15 protein-coding genes are annotated in these 14250 nt (G+C 66.7%); 6 read left to right on the top strand and 9 right to left on the bottom strand.

What is annotated here, in order from left to right:
* From yjfF to ytfQ, 4 genes are all read right to left on the bottom strand, one after another.
* Window positions 1–990, bottom strand: coding sequence for a galactofuranose ABC transporter, permease protein YjfF (gene yjfF, locus C0R46_RS17015; RefSeq protein ID WP_102960974.1), 990 nt, complete (start codon window positions 988–990; stop codon window positions 1–3).
* Window positions 990–2018 (bottom strand): ABC transporter permease, encoded by a 1029-nt coding sequence (locus tag C0R46_RS17020; protein WP_102960868.1) that lies wholly within the window; start codon window positions 2016–2018, stop codon window positions 990–992. The genes yjfF and C0R46_RS17020 overlap by 1 nt, the downstream gene beginning before the upstream one ends.
* Window positions 2015–3547 carry a galactofuranose ABC transporter, ATP-binding protein YtfR gene (gene ytfR, locus C0R46_RS17025; RefSeq protein ID WP_102960869.1) on the bottom strand — a complete coding sequence of 511 codons (1533 nt, stop codon included), beginning with the start codon at window positions 3545–3547 and terminating at the stop codon, window positions 2015–2017. Before ytfR ends, C0R46_RS17020 begins: the two co-directional genes overlap by 4 nt.
* A gap of 100 nt (window positions 3548–3647) precedes the next feature.
* Entirely contained in the window at window positions 3648–4547 is a 900-nt protein-coding gene (gene ytfQ, locus C0R46_RS17030) for a galactofuranose ABC transporter, galactofuranose-binding protein YtfQ (protein ID WP_425349901.1), read from the bottom strand.
* A 445-nt stretch (window positions 4548–4992) separates the two neighbouring features.
* Here ytfQ and C0R46_RS17035 point away from each other — a divergent pair, with 445 nt between their 5' ends.
* A complete protein-coding gene (locus tag C0R46_RS17035) occupies window positions 4993–6144 on the top strand; it encodes a GGDEF domain-containing protein (RefSeq protein WP_198598390.1) in 1152 nt (383 codons plus the stop codon).
* A 68-nt stretch (window positions 6145–6212) separates the two neighbouring features.
* A complete protein-coding gene (locus tag C0R46_RS17040; RefSeq protein ID WP_102960872.1) occupies window positions 6213–6698 on the top strand; it encodes a CreA family protein in 486 nt (161 codons plus the stop codon).
* Here C0R46_RS17040 and C0R46_RS17045 read toward each other — a convergent pair.
* Both C0R46_RS17045 and C0R46_RS17050 read right to left on the bottom strand, forming a co-directional pair.
* A complete protein-coding gene (locus C0R46_RS17045) occupies window positions 6695–6907 on the bottom strand; it encodes a hypothetical protein (RefSeq protein WP_157944677.1) in 213 nt (70 codons plus the stop codon). The genes C0R46_RS17040 and C0R46_RS17045 overlap by 4 nt on opposite strands.
* A gap of 161 nt (window positions 6908–7068) precedes the next feature.
* The gene (locus tag C0R46_RS17050) at window positions 7069–7500 is read right to left on the bottom strand and encodes a hypothetical protein (RefSeq protein ID WP_102960874.1); all 432 of its coding nucleotides are present in this window, start codon (window positions 7498–7500) and stop codon (window positions 7069–7071) included.
* Between the two features lie 50 nt (window positions 7501–7550).
* On the opposite strand from C0R46_RS17050, the gene C0R46_RS17055 reads away from it, so the two are divergent.
* Complete coding sequence (locus tag C0R46_RS17055) at window positions 7551–7817, top strand: hypothetical protein (RefSeq protein ID WP_102960875.1); 267 nt, start codon at window positions 7551–7553, stop codon at window positions 7815–7817.
* 176 nt (window positions 7818–7993) lie between these two features.
* On the opposite strand, the gene C0R46_RS21315 is transcribed toward C0R46_RS17055, so the two are convergent.
* The gene (locus tag C0R46_RS21315) at window positions 7994–8557 is read right to left on the bottom strand and encodes a hypothetical protein (protein WP_425349902.1); all 564 of its coding nucleotides are present in this window, start codon (window positions 8555–8557) and stop codon (window positions 7994–7996) included.
* Between the two features lie 784 nt (window positions 8558–9341).
* The gene (locus tag C0R46_RS17065) at window positions 9342–10511 is read right to left on the bottom strand and encodes a M20 aminoacylase family protein (protein WP_102960877.1); all 1170 of its coding nucleotides are present in this window, start codon (window positions 10509–10511) and stop codon (window positions 9342–9344) included.
* Between the two features lie 163 nt (window positions 10512–10674).
* Between C0R46_RS17065 and C0R46_RS17070 the strand changes: the two genes are divergently transcribed.
* Together C0R46_RS17070 and C0R46_RS17075 are read left to right on the top strand one after the other, a co-directional pair.
* Entirely contained in the window at window positions 10675–11982 is a 1308-nt protein-coding gene (locus tag C0R46_RS17070) for a D-alanyl-D-alanine carboxypeptidase family protein (RefSeq protein WP_245413642.1), read from the top strand.
* A gap of 17 nt (window positions 11983–11999) precedes the next feature.
* On the top strand, window positions 12000–13214 hold the full coding sequence (locus tag C0R46_RS17075) for a CobW family GTP-binding protein (RefSeq protein ID WP_245413643.1): 1215 nt from the start codon (window positions 12000–12002) through the stop codon (window positions 13212–13214).
* Here C0R46_RS17075 and C0R46_RS17080 read toward each other — a convergent pair.
* A complete protein-coding gene (locus C0R46_RS17080; protein WP_342586520.1) occupies window positions 13199–13471 on the bottom strand; it encodes a sulfurtransferase TusA family protein in 273 nt (90 codons plus the stop codon). The two genes, C0R46_RS17075 and C0R46_RS17080, sit on opposite strands and share 16 nt — an antisense overlap.
* Before the next feature lie 121 nt (window positions 13472–13592).
* On the opposite strand from C0R46_RS17080, the gene C0R46_RS17085 reads away from it, so the two are divergent.
* A complete protein-coding gene (locus C0R46_RS17085; RefSeq protein ID WP_102960878.1) occupies window positions 13593–14141 on the top strand; it encodes a DUF924 family protein in 549 nt (182 codons plus the stop codon).
* Window positions 14142–14250 lie beyond the last annotated feature (109 nt).

Raw genomic sequence — 14250 nt, forward strand, 5'->3', positions numbered from 1 at the left:
CTAAGCCGGCGCGCCGACGCCGCGCCAGTCGGCGCGTCGGCGTTCCGACATCCAGAGGATACCGCGCTGCAAGGCGATGAAGGCGAAGAGCAGGAGGCCGATGACGATCTTGGTCCACCAGCTCGACAGCGTTCCGTCGAAGACGATGTAGGTCTGGATCAGGCCCTGGATCAGGATGCCGAGGAAGGTGCCGGCGACGAAGCCGGAGCCGCCGGTGAGCAGCGTGCCGCCGATGACCACCGCGGCGATCGCATCGAGCTCGACGCCGACTGCTGCCAGCGAGTAGCCGGCGGAGGTGTAGAGCGAGAAGACAATTCCGGAGAGACCGGCGAGGAAGCCGGACAGGGCATAGATGCCGATCGTTGTACGGGCGACGGGCACGCCCATCAGCTCCGCCGACTGCATGTTGCCGCCGAGCGCATAGACATTGGTCCCGAATCGGGTGCGCTGCGCCACCAGGGCGCCGCCGATGAAGACGGCGAGCATCACCATGCCGACGAAGGTCAGGCGGCCGCCGCCGGGCAGGCGGAAGTAAAGGCTCTGCAGCTCGTTGTAGAAAGGGTGGCTGACCGGAACGGACTGCGTGGAGATCAGGAAGGCCATGCCGCGGGCGAAGAACATGCCGGCGAGCGTGACGATGAAGGCCGGCATCTTGAGATAATGGATGATCGCGCCCATCACGCCGCCGAAGACGGTTGCGATCAGCAGGGCGAGGACGAAGGCGACGATCGGATGGAGACCGAGCGTGTCCATCGAAACCGCCAGGAAGATGCCGGTGAAGGCGATCACCGAGCCGATCGACAGATCGATCCCGCCGGACAGGATGACGAAGGTCATGCCGACGGCGGCGATGCCGAGGAAGGCGTTGTCGGTCAGGAGATTGCCGATGACCCTCGTGGACAGCATGTTGGGGAACTGCAGCACGCAGGCGACATAGGCTGCGACGAAGATCGCCAGCGTCGTCAGAACGGGCAGATATTTCGACCGGATCATCGGGCGACGCGCTCCACCTGACGGGGCTCTCTGCGGCGTTCCGGCCGCACGAAGGTCCAGAGGCTGCGGCTCGCCGGCGACTGCACGACGAGGATCACGACGATGATCGCGGCCTTGATGATGAGATTGAACTCCGGCGGGAAGCCCGACAGCAGGATACCAGTGTTGACCGACTGGATGATCATCGCGCCGATCAGCGAGCCGATGATCGAGAAGCGACCGCCGAGCAGGGAGGTGCCGCCGATGACGACGGCAAGGATGGCGTCCAGCTCCAGCCAGAGGCCGGCATTGTTGGCATCGGCGCCCTTGATGTCGGCCGCGGCGATGATGCCGGCCACGGCCGCGCAGAGGCCCGAGGTCGCATAGACCGCGAGGAGCAGGCTGCGACTGTCGACGCCGGCGAGCGAGGAGGCGCGCCGGTTGACGCCGACAGCCTCGATCAGGAGGCCCAGCGCGGTCGAGCGCACCAGCAGCGCGACGACGATGCCGAGGGCGACCCAGATCAGCACCGGCATCGGCAGGCCGAGCGCGGCGCCGCTGCCGATGAAGATGAAGCTCGCATCGTTGAAGGTGAGGATGACGCCTTCGGTGACGAGCTGGGCGATGCCGCGGCCGGCCACCATCAGGATCAGCGTGGCGATGATCGGCTGGATGTCGAGCAGCGCGACGAGAGCGCCGTTCCATAGACCGCAAATGAGGCCGATGCCGATCGTTGCGGCGAGGGTTGCCGGCAGAGAATAGCCCCCGGCGATCAAGGAGGCGCCGACGGCGCCGCAGATCGCCATCACCGCGCCGACGGAGAGATCGATGCCGCGCGTCGCGATCACCAGCGTCATGCCGATCGACAGGATCGCCACCGGCGCGCCGCGGTTCAGAACGTCGATGAGGCTGCCATAGAGGCGCCCGTTCTGGAACTGTATGTCGAAGAAGCCGCGCGAGACGGCGGCGTTCAGCGCCAGGATCACCGCGAGAGCGATCAGCTGCGGCGCGAGGCGCTTCAGCGCATCGACGAGACGGGCGCTCATGCGGCCTCCACACTTGCCGTGCCGTGGGCCGCGGCGATGGCATTGAGGATCCCATCCGGCGTCACGTCCTCGCCGGTCAGCTCGGCGACATGGACACGATCGCTGAGGACGGCGACGCGAGAGGCATAGACGACGAGCTCCTCCAATTCGGACGAGATCACCACCAGCGACATGCCGTCCTGGCGCAGCGTCTCGATCAGGCGGATGATCTCGGCATGGGCGCCCACATCGATGCCGCGCGTCGGCTCGTCGAGAATGAGGAGTTTGGGGTCGGTCGCCAGCCAGCGGGCGAGCAGAGCCTTCTGCTGGTTACCGCCGGACAGGAACTTGATCGGCGTCTCGCGGCTGGCGGTGCGGATGTCGAGCGCCTTGATGTAACGGTCGGCGAGTTCCACCTGCTCGCGCCGCGAAAGGGGTTTCGCCCAGCCGCGCCGCGCCTGGAGAGCGAGAGCGATGTTCTCGCGCACAGACAGATCGTCGACGATGCCGTCGACCTTGCGGTCCTCGGGGCAGAAGCCGAAGCCGGCGGCGATCGCCGCCCGCGGCGAGGTCAGCGCGGCGGGCTTGCCGTCGATCTCGGCTGTACCGCTGTCGGCGGGCTCGATGCCGAACAGAAGCTCCGCCGTCTCGGTGCGGCCGGAGCCGAGGAGGCCGGCGATGCCCACCACCTCGCCACGGCCGACCGAAAGGTCAAAGGGCGCGATGCGGCCGCGCCGGCCATAGCCGGTGAAGCGGAAGGCTGCGTCTGCCGAAGCGTCCGGCTCGGCGGCGGTGCCCGCCCGGCGCTCCTCCTCGGCCAGCTCGCGGCCGAGCATCAGCGAGATGACGGTGCGCCGGGTCAGCCCCGCGACGGGGCGGCTGTCGATGAGGCGGCCGTTGCGCAGCACCGTCACCGTATCCGCGACGCGGAATACCTGATCGAGGAAATGGGTGATGAAGACGATGCCGAGGCCGCGGCTCTTCAGCTTGCGGATTACGTCGAACAGCATCTCGACCTCGGCGGTGTCGAGGCTGGCGGTCGGCTCGTCGAGCACGAGGACCTTGCCGGAGAGATCGACGGCTCGCGCAATGGCGATGATCTGGCGGATGGCGACGGAGAAGCTGCCGAGCGGCGCGGCGACGTCGATCGAGAGGCCGTAGTCGGCGAGGAGTTCGCGCGAGCGCCGGTGCATCTCGCCCGTGCGCACCAGGCCGAAGCGCCGCGGCTGGCGGCCGAGGAAGAGGTTCTCGGCGACCGACAGGTTCGGCAGAAGGTTGACCTCCTGATAGACGGTGCCGATGCCGAGCGCCTGCGCATGCTTGACGTCACGCGGGTCGATGGCCTCGCCGTCGAGCAGGATGTCGCCTGCGTCACGCCGGTAGGCACCGGTGATGATCTTGATCAGCGTCGACTTGCCGGCGCCGTTCTCGCCGAGCAGCGCATGGACCTCGCCGGCGCGGATGGTCAGGTCGACCCGATCGAGCGCTCTGACGCCGAGGAATGACTTCTCGATCCCGCGCGCCTGCAGGACCGGGCTGGACTGGAGCATGGGTTCAGGTTCCGAGCTGCCGTGCCGGGCGCCGCGGCCAAGAGGTCGCGGCGGTGCGGTCAAGGGTCGGCGCGGCATCGACCGCGCCGACCCTTGTCGATCAGTAGCCGAGGCCCTTCTTCTCCTCGTAGACCTTCATCGGGTCGTCGCTCTGGGTGTAGAGCTTGGATTCCGTCTGGATCCACTTCTTCGGCTCGGTGCCGTCGGCCTTGAACTTCTCCAGCGCGTCGAAGGCCGGACCCGCCATGTTCGGCGTCAGCTCGACGGTCGCGTTGGCCTCGCCGTTCGCCATCGCCTGGAAGATGTCCGGCACGGCGTCGATCGACACGACCTTGATGTCGGTGCCCGGCTTCAGGCCGGCTTCCTTGATCGCCTGGATCGCGCCGACGGCCATGTCGTCATTGTGGGCATAGAGCGCGCAGATGTTCTTGCCGCCACCCTCGGCCTTGATGAAACTCTCCATCACCTCCTTGCCCTTGGTCCGGGTGAAGTCGCCGGTCTGCGAGCGGGTGATCTTGATGTTGTCGTGGCCGGCAAGCGCTTCCTCGAAGCCCTTCTTGCGGTTGATTGCCGGCGAGGAGCCCGTGGTGCCCTGCAGTTCGACGACGTTGCACTCCTTGTCGCCGACCTCCTTGACCAGCCAGTCGCCGGCCACCTTGCCCTCGTGCACCTGGTCGGACGTCACGGCGGTCAGATAGAGCGAGTCCGGCGCGTCGATCTGGCGGTCCAGGAGCACGACCGGGATTTCGGCCTCCTTGGCTTCCTGCAGCACCTGATCCCAGCCTGTGGCGACTACAGGCGCCAGCAGGATCGCGTCCACGCCCTGCGCGATGAAGGAGCGGATCGCCTTGATCTGGTTTTCCTGCTTCTGCTGGGCGTCGGCGAATTTGAGGTCGACGCCGCGCTTCTCGGCTTCCTGCTTGGTGACGCTGGTCTCGGCCGCGCGCCAGCCGGATTCCGAGCCGATCTGCGAGAAACCGACGGTCATGCCGGCAGCCATGGCCGACGTTGCAACGAGCGATGCGATGAGCGCTGCGCCGGCGCTCAGCTTCCAGTTCTTCATGCCAATCCTCCCTGGCGAAACCGATCCTCCCCGACCGGCATGGTCAACGATAATATCATATTACTTTTGCTGTCCATGCCCTCCTTGTCGCACCCGGATCGTCTGCAGACGATTTTCTGGGCTGCAACCTGGAATTTCGCCAACGCGCGGGGATGATCGTGCAAGGCTGATGATCTACCCACGCAGCAGCAGGGTTCTCCGCCGCTTCCGGTAGAATAGTGTGATGCGGCAGACGTGGTGAGATACCTCGTCCTTGTTCATCTATAAACGATGTCACGCGCCTGAGTTGCTGCAAACGTCATTTCATTAGCATTTCGCAAACCTGTTTTGACCGATGATGATGAGATCACAGAACAGGTCGGCTCTGCGCCACTCAACCGCCATGACCTATCAACCCGCCATCGCGATCGCGCTGCTGCATGGTCTCGGCATCATGGCGCTGGTTGCTGTCTGCTATGGTTGCGTCGAACGCCTGCCGCTCCACCTGGTGCCGAAGCGGCTGCTGGAGGGTCTGATCTTCGGGGGCGGCGCCGTGGCCGCGATGCTCTCCCCGGCCCTTCTCTGGGAGGGCGTCATCATCGATGCACGGTCGGTGATCGTCGGCATGGCCGGTGCTTTCGCCGGGCCGGCGGTCACGTTGATCGCGGGGCTTCTGGCCTCTGCCTACCGCCTGTGGCTCGGCGGCGCCGGCGCGCCGGTCGGGGTTTCCGGCATCGTCTTCGCGGCCGTTGTCGGGCTGTGGTGGGGACGCGGCAAGCGACGGGGCCAGGATGCGAGCGTTCTCGATCTCGCGCTCCTCGGAGCGTTCGTCTCGCTGCATATGGTGACCTTCCTGTTTCTGCCGATCTTCCCTCGAACGGGCGCAGCGACGCAGATCTGGCTGACGGTCATGATCTCCTATGTCGCGGCCTCAATCGTCATGGGCTCCATGATGCGGCGCGAGCGGATGATGCTGCTGCGCGAGCGTGGCCTGCGGCATGACGCGTTGACCGACGTCCTGACCGGCCTTGCCAACCGCCGCGCCTTCGAGGAGACGCTGAGCCAGAAGCTGTCGCTGCTGCAGACGACGCAGGAGGCCGCCATCTCGCTGCTCCTGATCGACATCGACCACTTCAAGAACGTCAACGATCGCTTCGGCCACGATACAGGCGACGAAGCGTTGAAGACGGTGGCGCGCGTGCTGCGCGCCTGCGTGCGCGACGGCGACCTGGTCGCCCGCCACGGCGGCGAAGAGTTTGCAGTGCTTCTGCCGCTGACCTCGCAGCAAGCTGCCACCAAGGTCGCGGAGCGGATCCGGATGGAGATCGAAGCGACGCCGTTCGACCATCTTGACACCGCTTTCGGACTGACGGTCAGCATCGGTCTGGCCTCCTCCGAGCAGCACGGAACCGATGCGCTGGGCTTGCGAACCATGGCCGATGCGGCGCTCTATGCGGCCAAGCGTGCCGGTCGCAACCGGGTGGTCGGCCCCGTGCCGCAGGTCAAGGGCGGGCCGGACGAGAGCGTCGCCTTCGACTTGGCTCCGGCGGAGTGATCGCCTGCCATTGATGCGAAGGCCCGCGTGGACCATCTCTTCCGTTGGTTGAACAACGGAACTGATCGATGCGAACTCTGCTGCCGGCGCTCTTTGGTGTAACCCTCCTCGCTGCTGTGGGCGTGGCCCGTGCCGAGCAGGTGGGAGAGGTCTCGACGGACTGGTTTGGCAACGACATCAAGGTCGAGGCGATCGCCGACCCGAAGGTGCAGGGCGTCACCTGCCACATCACCTATTTCGAGCGGGGGCTGATCGACCGATTCCAGCAGGGCAACTGGTTCGAAGACCCGTCCAATTCGTCGATCGCCTGCCGCCAGACGGGACCTATCACCGTCGGCGACATCGACCTCGACGAGGATGGCGAGGAGATCTTCTCGGCCCGCCGCTCGCTGATCTTCAAGGCGCTCGTGGTCAACCGCATCTACGACAAGGCCAACGACACGCTGATCTACCTCGCCCATTCGCGCGAGGTGCAGAAAGGCAGCGCTAAGATGTCGATCTCGACCGTGCCGCTGTTCGCGTCCAACCCGACCTGGAGCAAGGGAAAGCCTTAAGAGGCGTTCGCTGCACGCTGGGTCGGGCGGAGAGATGCCGGGCATCCTTCGATGACGCGCCGGGCGGTGCTGCCGAGGCGCCGTTGCCAATGAAGATGAAGGCTCCCGGCCGCCCGCTCCAGCATGTAGGAAAAGTCCTCCCCGCCCATCAGCGGCGCCGCCGCGGTGTTCACGGCGTCCTTGCCGGCGATTTCGGCGGCCATCTCCATGCAGAAGCTGGCCTGACCCGCACATTAGCGAGATGCGCCTGCGATGGGCCGCTGCGGGGCGGTCCGCAACGGCCCAGCCGGTTCTCGGCAGCTAAGCGGCAGGCGAGGTGTTCATGATCGTCACCGGCGAGGCTCGCCAGCAGATGGCATGCCTGTCGAAATCACTGATTTAGTTGCGCATCCGACGTGGAACGTTCGATGACAGGCTTCTGTCCAGGCTCGTGAGACATGGTCTTCGTCCGGCTCGAAAGATCATCGCCGCTGACCTTGGTTTTGGTCTGCGACTTGGAGAACGTGCCGCCGCCCTGCGCCGAGGCGCGGGATTTCGCCTGAAGATTATTGGGGTTGGCGTTGATGCGCGTACGGCTGTCGACTTTGCCGTCGGTGGCCGCTGCGCTTCCTCCCGAGGCGATGGAGGCGCCGTAGCTGCCATCCTCGCCGGTTGATGCGCCGCCGGTGCCGACCGTGGAGGCGGATGTTCCCCCCGCCGAGGCGGTTCCGCCCGATCCGACGATTGCGGTATCCTGAGCGGAGGCCGTGATCGTGAGACCCAGGACGAGGGTGGCGGCGAGCGTGGTGCTGCTCAGGGCCATGTGACTACTCCTTCTCCATGATGACGGTGCAGCCGCCATGCGTGCTGGTGATGACTGTCCGAGTTCCATCGGACGAGGATGCGGAGGCGCTCGATGCCGCGCCTGGCGATGTCGTGGTCGTCGTCTGCCCGTCGACGGTGTTGGACGTCGACACGCTGCCGTTCCCTGCGGTCACCGTCGACGAGGTTCCGCTCCCGACCGTCGTGCTGCCGGAGACGACGCCACTGCCCGCTGTCACCGAACTAGACGTCCGCCCCGAGTCGATCCGGGCCATGAGGCTCGGATTGCGCTCGAGGTCACTGCGCTTGACGATCTGACATCCGTTCGTCTCGGTACTGCTTGGCTGCGCCACAGCGGCGCCGGCGGCCGAGAACGCCGCGACTACGCACAAGGCGATCTGGACTTTACGCAATCTCTCCTCCCGAAATCGGAATGCGCGGCCGGTCCTGTGAGACCGGCCGCGCGTTGCGCGATCAATCGGCGATCAGGCCGATCAGCACTTGCCCTTCTTGGCTTGGCCCGGAGGGCAGCTCTTGTTCGACGTATCATCCTGAGCGGCTGCTGCAGCGGAGCCGGCGGTGCCAACCGAGGACGAGGACGTGCCGTCGCCCGCGGACGTGCCGCCGGTGCCGAGCGTGGAGGCCGAACCTGCGCCCGAGCCGCTGCCGGAGCCTGCCGCCGAGCCGCCGGTGCCGACCGAGGACGAGGACGTGCCGTCTCCCGCGGATGTGCCGCCGGTGCCGAGCGTGGAGGCCGAGCCTGCGCCCGAGCCGCTGCCGGAGTCAGCCGCCGAGCCGCCGGTGCCGACCGAGGACGAGGACGTGCCATCGCCTGCAGACGTGCCGCCGGTGCTGAGCGTCGAGGCCGAGCCTGCGCCCGAGCCGCTGCCGGAGCCCGCCGCCGAGCCGCCCGTGCCGACCGAGGACGAGGACGTGCCGTCGCCTGCAGACGTGCCGCCAGTGCCGAGGGTCGAGGCTGAACCCGCGCCGGAGCCGCTGCCGGAGTCAGCCGAGGAGCCGCCCGTGCCGACGGTGCTGGAAGAGGTCCCGTTCTCGATGGTTGTGCCGCCCGTGCCGACCGTCGAACCTGACGATTGCGCGAAGCCGGTACCCACTACGGCGGTGGCGAAAATAGCCGCAAGGGCGGTCGTTTGAAGCAGTTTCATGGAGCTCTCCCAAAAGTTGCGCCGCGGCCTGTTCCGGCTGCGAACTGAGGGAAAGAACCGCATGTAGCAGCAGCGAGTTCCGTATAGATCCTGATAAATCCAAAGTGAACGATCGTTCATCTGGCGTTCATGTTGGATAGTCGTCTCAGACGAACTATAAAATCCGAGATTGTAGATACCCGGCAAATACTCGAAGAACAGACTTGAGGGCTTCTACGAAGGAAAGATCCCGCTCAGGCGTCAGCCGCGAATGCCACCGGCGGAATTCATCTGAGGTTCATCTGTGGGGCGGTAATGAACATGCAGTCGATCGCGAGAAGCGCTTGGTTGCTCCCGTCCCTTCGCAATCAGCGCCTATGGCTGGACGTCCCGATCGGGGCGTCCAGCCATTTTCCATTCGAGCTTCCCCAAAAGTGGGTCTGCTTTGGCCGCGACGCTGGGCGCTGACATGGAAGATGGATGTTCGTCCTCGCCCTGCGCCGAGCCGGAACGAGAACCACAGGTGCTTGGCATATTCGGTGGGGGCGTCGGACTGCGCATCCGATCCGCTGCCGGTGTATCCGCTTCCGCGCGGCTCGCTGAGATCGTTGCAGGTCTCGCGGGATGCTCCTGCCTTAAACCTGCAGATCAGCGGCTTCGAGGGAAGCGCTCTCCAGAGCGTTGCAGCCGGAGCCCTTTACCCCGCCGCCAGCGCAGCCTGTGCCAGCCGCACCCAGTAGGACGAGCCGTAGCCAATGGCGGTGTCGTTGAAGTCATAGGTCGGGTTGTGGAGATTGGCCGAGGCGCCGTTGCCGATGAAGATGAAGGCGCCTGGCCGCCGCTCCAGCATGTAGGAAAAATCCTCCCCGCCCATCAGCGGCGCCGCCGCGGTGTTCACGGCTTCGGTGCCGACAATCTCGGCGGCGATGCCCGCGCAGAAGCTGGCCTGCCCGGCGTCGTTGAAGGTGACGGGATAGTTGCGGTCGTAGTGAACGTCCGCCTCCGCGCCATGCGCCTCGCAGATGCCGCGGCTGATCGCCCGGATGCGCGCCTCGGCGAGATCGCGCACGGCCGGCGCCAGCGAGCGCACCGTGCCCGATATGACGGCCGTATCCGGTATGACGTTGTGGGTGAAGCCGGCATGGAACTGCGTGACCGAGACGACCACCGAATCCAGCGGATCGGCGCTGCGTGCGGCGATCGACTGCAGCGCCTGGACGAGAGCCGCGCCGGCCAGGATCGGGTCGACGCCCTTGTGCGGCAGGGCAGCGTGGACGCCGCGGCCGCGGATGGTGATCTGGAATTCGTCGGTTGCCGCCATGATCGGCCCCGGGCGAATGGCGAACTGCCCGACCGGCAGGCCCGGCAGATTGTGCATGCCGTAGACGCGCTCGATCGGGAAGCGCTCCAGCAAGCCATCCTCGATCATCGCCTTGGCGCCGGCGCCGCCTTCCTCGGCGGGCTGGAAGATGAAGGCGACGCTGCCGGCGAAGTCACGCGACGCGGCGAGATGCCGCGCAGCGCCGAGCAGCATGGCGGTGTGGCCGTCATGGCCGCAGGCATGCATCGCGCCGCCCCGCGTTGAGGCATGGGCGAGATTGGTCTCCTCCTCGATCGGCAGGGCGTCCATGTCGGCGCGCAGGCCGATCATCCTGCCGCCCGCACCGCCGCGGCCATGCACCAGCCCGACCACACCGGTGCGCCCGATCCCCGTCGCCACCGTGTCGCAGCCGAAGGCGCCGAGCTTTTCGGCAACGAAGCGCGCCGTCTCCGGCAGATCATAGCCGAGCTCCGGCCTGGCATGCAGATGGCGGCGCCATTCGGCGATTTCGGGCACGCGCTCGGCGATGGCGGGATTGATCGACATTCGTATTCTTCCGATACATGCGCCTGCGACGCGACGTGGCAGCAACCGCCAAGTCGTCTATCTTGCCACGAGAGCGTCACACAGGCGAGATAGCGGAAGGCATCGGCCACCCCATGCGCGGTAGGCCCACGATCCTCGCCCCAATCCGATGAAGGAACTGATCTTGAAAGCGATCGGCCGTTTCGTCCTGATGCTGCTGCCAGCCTTGGCCGCCGCATCTGCCGCATCCCTTCCGGCCGGCGCCGAGACCTCTGTCGTCGTCGACGTGGCGACGGGAAAGGTTCTGTCCGAGCATAATGCGACGCAGCGCTGGTATCCGGCGTCGACGACGAAGCTGATGACGGCCTATGTCGCGCTGCGGGCGGTGCAGTTGCAGAAGGCCAGCCTCGACACGCCGGTCATCATGACCCGCCGGGCGGCCGCCGAGGCGCCGAGCAAGATGGGCTTCCAGCCGGGCTCCGTCATCCGCCTCGACGTGGCGCTGCGGATGATGCTGGTAAAATCGGCGAATGACGTCGCCTATGCGATCGGCCAGACGCTCGGCGGCGGCTCGATGGAGACCTTCGTCGGGATGATGAATGCGGAAGCCGCGCGGCTCGGCATGCGCGACTCGCATTTCGTCAACCCAAACGGCCTGCCGGGCGAGGGCCAGTATTCCAGCGCCAAGGATCTGGCCATCTTGGGAACGGCGATCCGGCGCGATTTCCGGGCCTTCTCCGACCTCTTCGGCACGGAGGCGATCTCCGCCGGCAAGAGCCTCATCATCAATGGCAACAAGCTGCTCGGCCGCTTCGATGGCGCCGACGGCATGAAGACCGGCTATATCTGCGCCTCCGGCTTCAATCTCGTTTCCTCCGCGACCCGCAACGGTCGCACGCTCGTCGCCGTGGTGCTCGGCGCCGACGGACCGATCGTGCGCGAGCGCACCTCGGCCGAGCTCCTGGAGAACGGCTTCAAGACGGACCCTGCCACGCGGCCGATGCGCATCGAGCAGCTTCCCGTTTCGGCCGGTGCTCCGGCCGACATCTCGAATGAAATCTGCTCCGCCAAGGGGCGCGGGGAACGCGCCGAGGAGCGGGCCGAGGAGGCGAAGCGCAAGGAAACCTTCGGCTCGCCCTATATGCACGACATGGATCGGCCGCCGGCCGTGGTGAAGGTGGCGCTCGGCGGCGCCGCGGGCAACGAGCATGTCGAGCCAGGCGTGACGCTGATCGCAGCCTACGGCATTCCGATCCCGACGTTCCGGCCGACCGGGCCGGCTGACATCGCCGGCACGCCGCCGCCCGCCTTGGAGGCAAAGCCCGAGGTCGGCTCATTGGAGGGCGAGCCTGGCGAAGGCGACATGCCGGTCGCCGCGACGACGACCACCTCCGGCAAGTCGGCGCGCCTGACCCAGGCGCCGGTCGACGATCATCCCGCGATGCCGGCCAAGGGCTTGCCGGTGCCGCAAGCCGCCGTCAGGACCAATTGACACTCGACCGCGGCACCATGGCCCCTGAAGACGCGATCCGCCCGGCGCCGATGGCGCTGACAGTGCTGACGGGGTGCCTCGGCGCCGGCAAGACGACGCTGCTGAACCGGCTGCTGTCGGATCCTGGCGTCACCGATACGGCTGTGATCGTCAACGAGTTCGGCGCCGTCGGGATCGACCATCTCCTGGTCGAGAGCGCCGCCGGCGAAACGATCGTCGAGCTTTCCGACGGATGCCTGTGCTGCAGCGTTCGCGGCGAGCTGGCCGATACGCTGGTCGAGCTCGCCGAGCGCGTCCGGCATGGCACGCTGAAGCCGCTGAAGCGCGTGGTCGTGGAGACCACCGGGCTCGCCGATCCGACGCCGATCCTCGCCATGCTGATGACGCATCCGGCCCTGCTGTCGGCCTATGCGCTGGACGGCGTCGTGACGGTGGTGGACGCGCTTGCCGGCGCGGCGAACCTGAAGAATCGTCCTGAAGCAGCCCGGCAGATCGCCGTGGCCGACCGGCTGGTGCTGACCAAGACCGATCTTGCGCCGCCGGACGCGACAATGGCGCTGAAACGCTCGCTCGCCGATCTCAATCCACGCGCGCCGATCCTGTCAGTCGCGGCCGGCGAGGCGGAGCCGGCGGCGCTTTTCGGCAGCGGCCTTGTCGATCCCGCGACGGGGCTCGCTGATGTCAGCCGGTGGCTGGATGCCGCGGGCGTGCAGGCTGCCGGGGCAGGGCAGGGCCATGGTCATGACGGGCATGGTCATGACGACCATGATCACCATCATCACCATGGTCATGACCACGCGCATGATGGGGCTGGCGCGGACGCCGGTGCGAGGCAGTCTGCGAGCCACCGGCATGGTGGGGTCGCATCCTTCTCCATCGTCTCGGACAAGCCGATCAGCCGCGCCGCGCTCGACGGGTTCCTCGATCTCCTGATGGTGACCTGCGGCGATGGCCTGTTACGGATGAAGGCGGTGCTTGCGATTGTGGAGGATCCCGACCGTCCGCTCGCCGTTCATGCGGTCCGCAGCTTCCTGCATCCGCCGGTGCGGCTGCCGGCCTGGCCGGCGGCCACGGTGCCGTCCTGCCGCCTCGTCGTCATCGGGGAGGGGCTGGACGAGGGGGCGATCCGCGACCTGTTCGCCGCCTTCGCGGGAGAGCCTCGGACCGATCGTCCGGATCGGGCTGCCTTGTCCGACAATCCGCTTGCGGTCGCCGGCTACAGCTTCGGCTGACCCGGATCATCCTCGGCGGCCGGCGAGGCGCCGCGCTCGATCAGGAAGCGGTGGCCGCCGGATTCGGCGGAGCTTTCGAGCAGGCGGTGGCCGCCCATCTGGCAGGCATGCGGGATGTCGATCGTCGCGAGAGGATCGTCCGAGCGCACCTGCAGGCGCCGGCCCGGCTCCAGCGACGCAAGCCGCTTCTCGGTCTTCAGCGCCGGCAGGGGGCAGCGCAGGCCCCGCAGATCCAGTTCGACATCCGCCATCTTCATCCGGCCATCCGGCATACCTACATCAGCGCCGCGCCGGTGCTCTCCGGCGCAGATGCTTAACCCGGATGCCGCCGGTCTCGCCAGCGGCATCGTCCTTGCCGCAGTCCAGTGAGTTGCCGCCATGAGCCGCTACAGCCTCGACCCCCAGGTCATCGTCGACTTCTGGCGCGAGCTCGGCGCGGACCGGTGGTTCGTCAAGGATCCCGAGCTTGACGAGACGATCCGCCAGCGCTTCGGCGACGTCTACGAGCAGGCCGCGCAGGGGCTGCTCGACCATTGGCAGGAGACACCGACCGGCGCGCTTGCCCTCGTCATCCTGCTCGACCAGTTCCCGCGCAACATGTTCCGCGGCACGCCACAGGCCTTTGCGACCGATGCCAAGGCGCTCGCCATCGCGCATATGGCGCTCGAGCGGGGCGACCAGCATGCCGTGGGTGAGGACGTCAACCAGTTCCTGGCGCTGCCGCTGATGCATTCCGAGCAGCTGTCGGATCAGGAGGCCTGCGTGGAGTGGATGGGGCAGATCGGCGAGGCGAACCTCCCGTTCGCCGAGGAGCACCGCGACATCATCCGGCGCTTCGGCCGCTTCCCGCACCGCAACGTCATCCTCGGTCGCCCCTCCAGCGAAACCGAGCTGACCTTCCTCGCCGAGGGCGGCTTCGGAGGATGACCAAATTCTGTCATTCCGGCTGATTTCCTCGATCAAATCTTAAGCTCTTGCAGGACATTGTGACGCTGCCGGAGATTGCCGGCAGCCGGCGACGCTTGCCTTGCTCCGG

This window comes from Mangrovicella endophytica (genome assembly GCF_002893625.1).
GTDB classification, from domain to species: Bacteria; Pseudomonadota; Alphaproteobacteria; order Rhizobiales; family Rhizobiaceae; genus Mangrovicella; species Mangrovicella endophytica.

Excerpts from the sequence above, each read along its gene's own strand:
- C0R46_RS17020 (WP_102960868.1), bottom strand. The coding sequence starts at position 2,018 with ATGAGCGCCCGTCTCGTCGATGCGCTGAAGCGCCTCGCGCCGCAGCTG.
- ytfR (WP_102960869.1), bottom strand. The coding sequence starts at position 3,547 with ATGCTCCAGTCCAGCCCGGTCCTGCAGGCGCGCGGGATCGAGAAGTCA.
- ytfQ (WP_425349901.1), bottom strand. The coding sequence starts at position 4,547 with ATGGCTGCCGGCATGACCGTCGGTTTCTCGCAGATCGGCTCGGAATCC.
- C0R46_RS17035 (WP_198598390.1), top strand. The coding sequence starts at position 4,993 with ATGACCTATCAACCCGCCATCGCGATCGCGCTGCTGCATGGTCTCGGC.
- C0R46_RS17040 (WP_102960872.1), top strand. The coding sequence starts at position 6,213 with ATGCGAACTCTGCTGCCGGCGCTCTTTGGTGTAACCCTCCTCGCTGCT.
- C0R46_RS17045 (WP_157944677.1), bottom strand. The coding sequence starts at position 6,907 with ATGGAGATGGCCGCCGAAATCGCCGGCAAGGACGCCGTGAACACCGCG.
- C0R46_RS17050 (WP_102960874.1), bottom strand. The coding sequence starts at position 7,500 with ATGGCCCTGAGCAGCACCACGCTCGCCGCCACCCTCGTCCTGGGTCTC.
- C0R46_RS17055 (WP_102960875.1), top strand. The coding sequence starts at position 7,551 with ATGACTGTCCGAGTTCCATCGGACGAGGATGCGGAGGCGCTCGATGCC.
- C0R46_RS17065 (WP_102960877.1), bottom strand. The coding sequence starts at position 10,511 with ATGTCGATCAATCCCGCCATCGCCGAGCGCGTGCCCGAAATCGCCGAA.
- C0R46_RS17075 (WP_245413643.1), top strand. The coding sequence starts at position 12,000 with ATGGCCCCTGAAGACGCGATCCGCCCGGCGCCGATGGCGCTGACAGTG.
- C0R46_RS17080 (WP_342586520.1), bottom strand. The coding sequence starts at position 13,471 with ATGAAGATGGCGGATGTCGAACTGGATCTGCGGGGCCTGCGCTGCCCC.
- C0R46_RS17085 (WP_102960878.1), top strand. The coding sequence starts at position 13,593 with ATGAGCCGCTACAGCCTCGACCCCCAGGTCATCGTCGACTTCTGGCGC.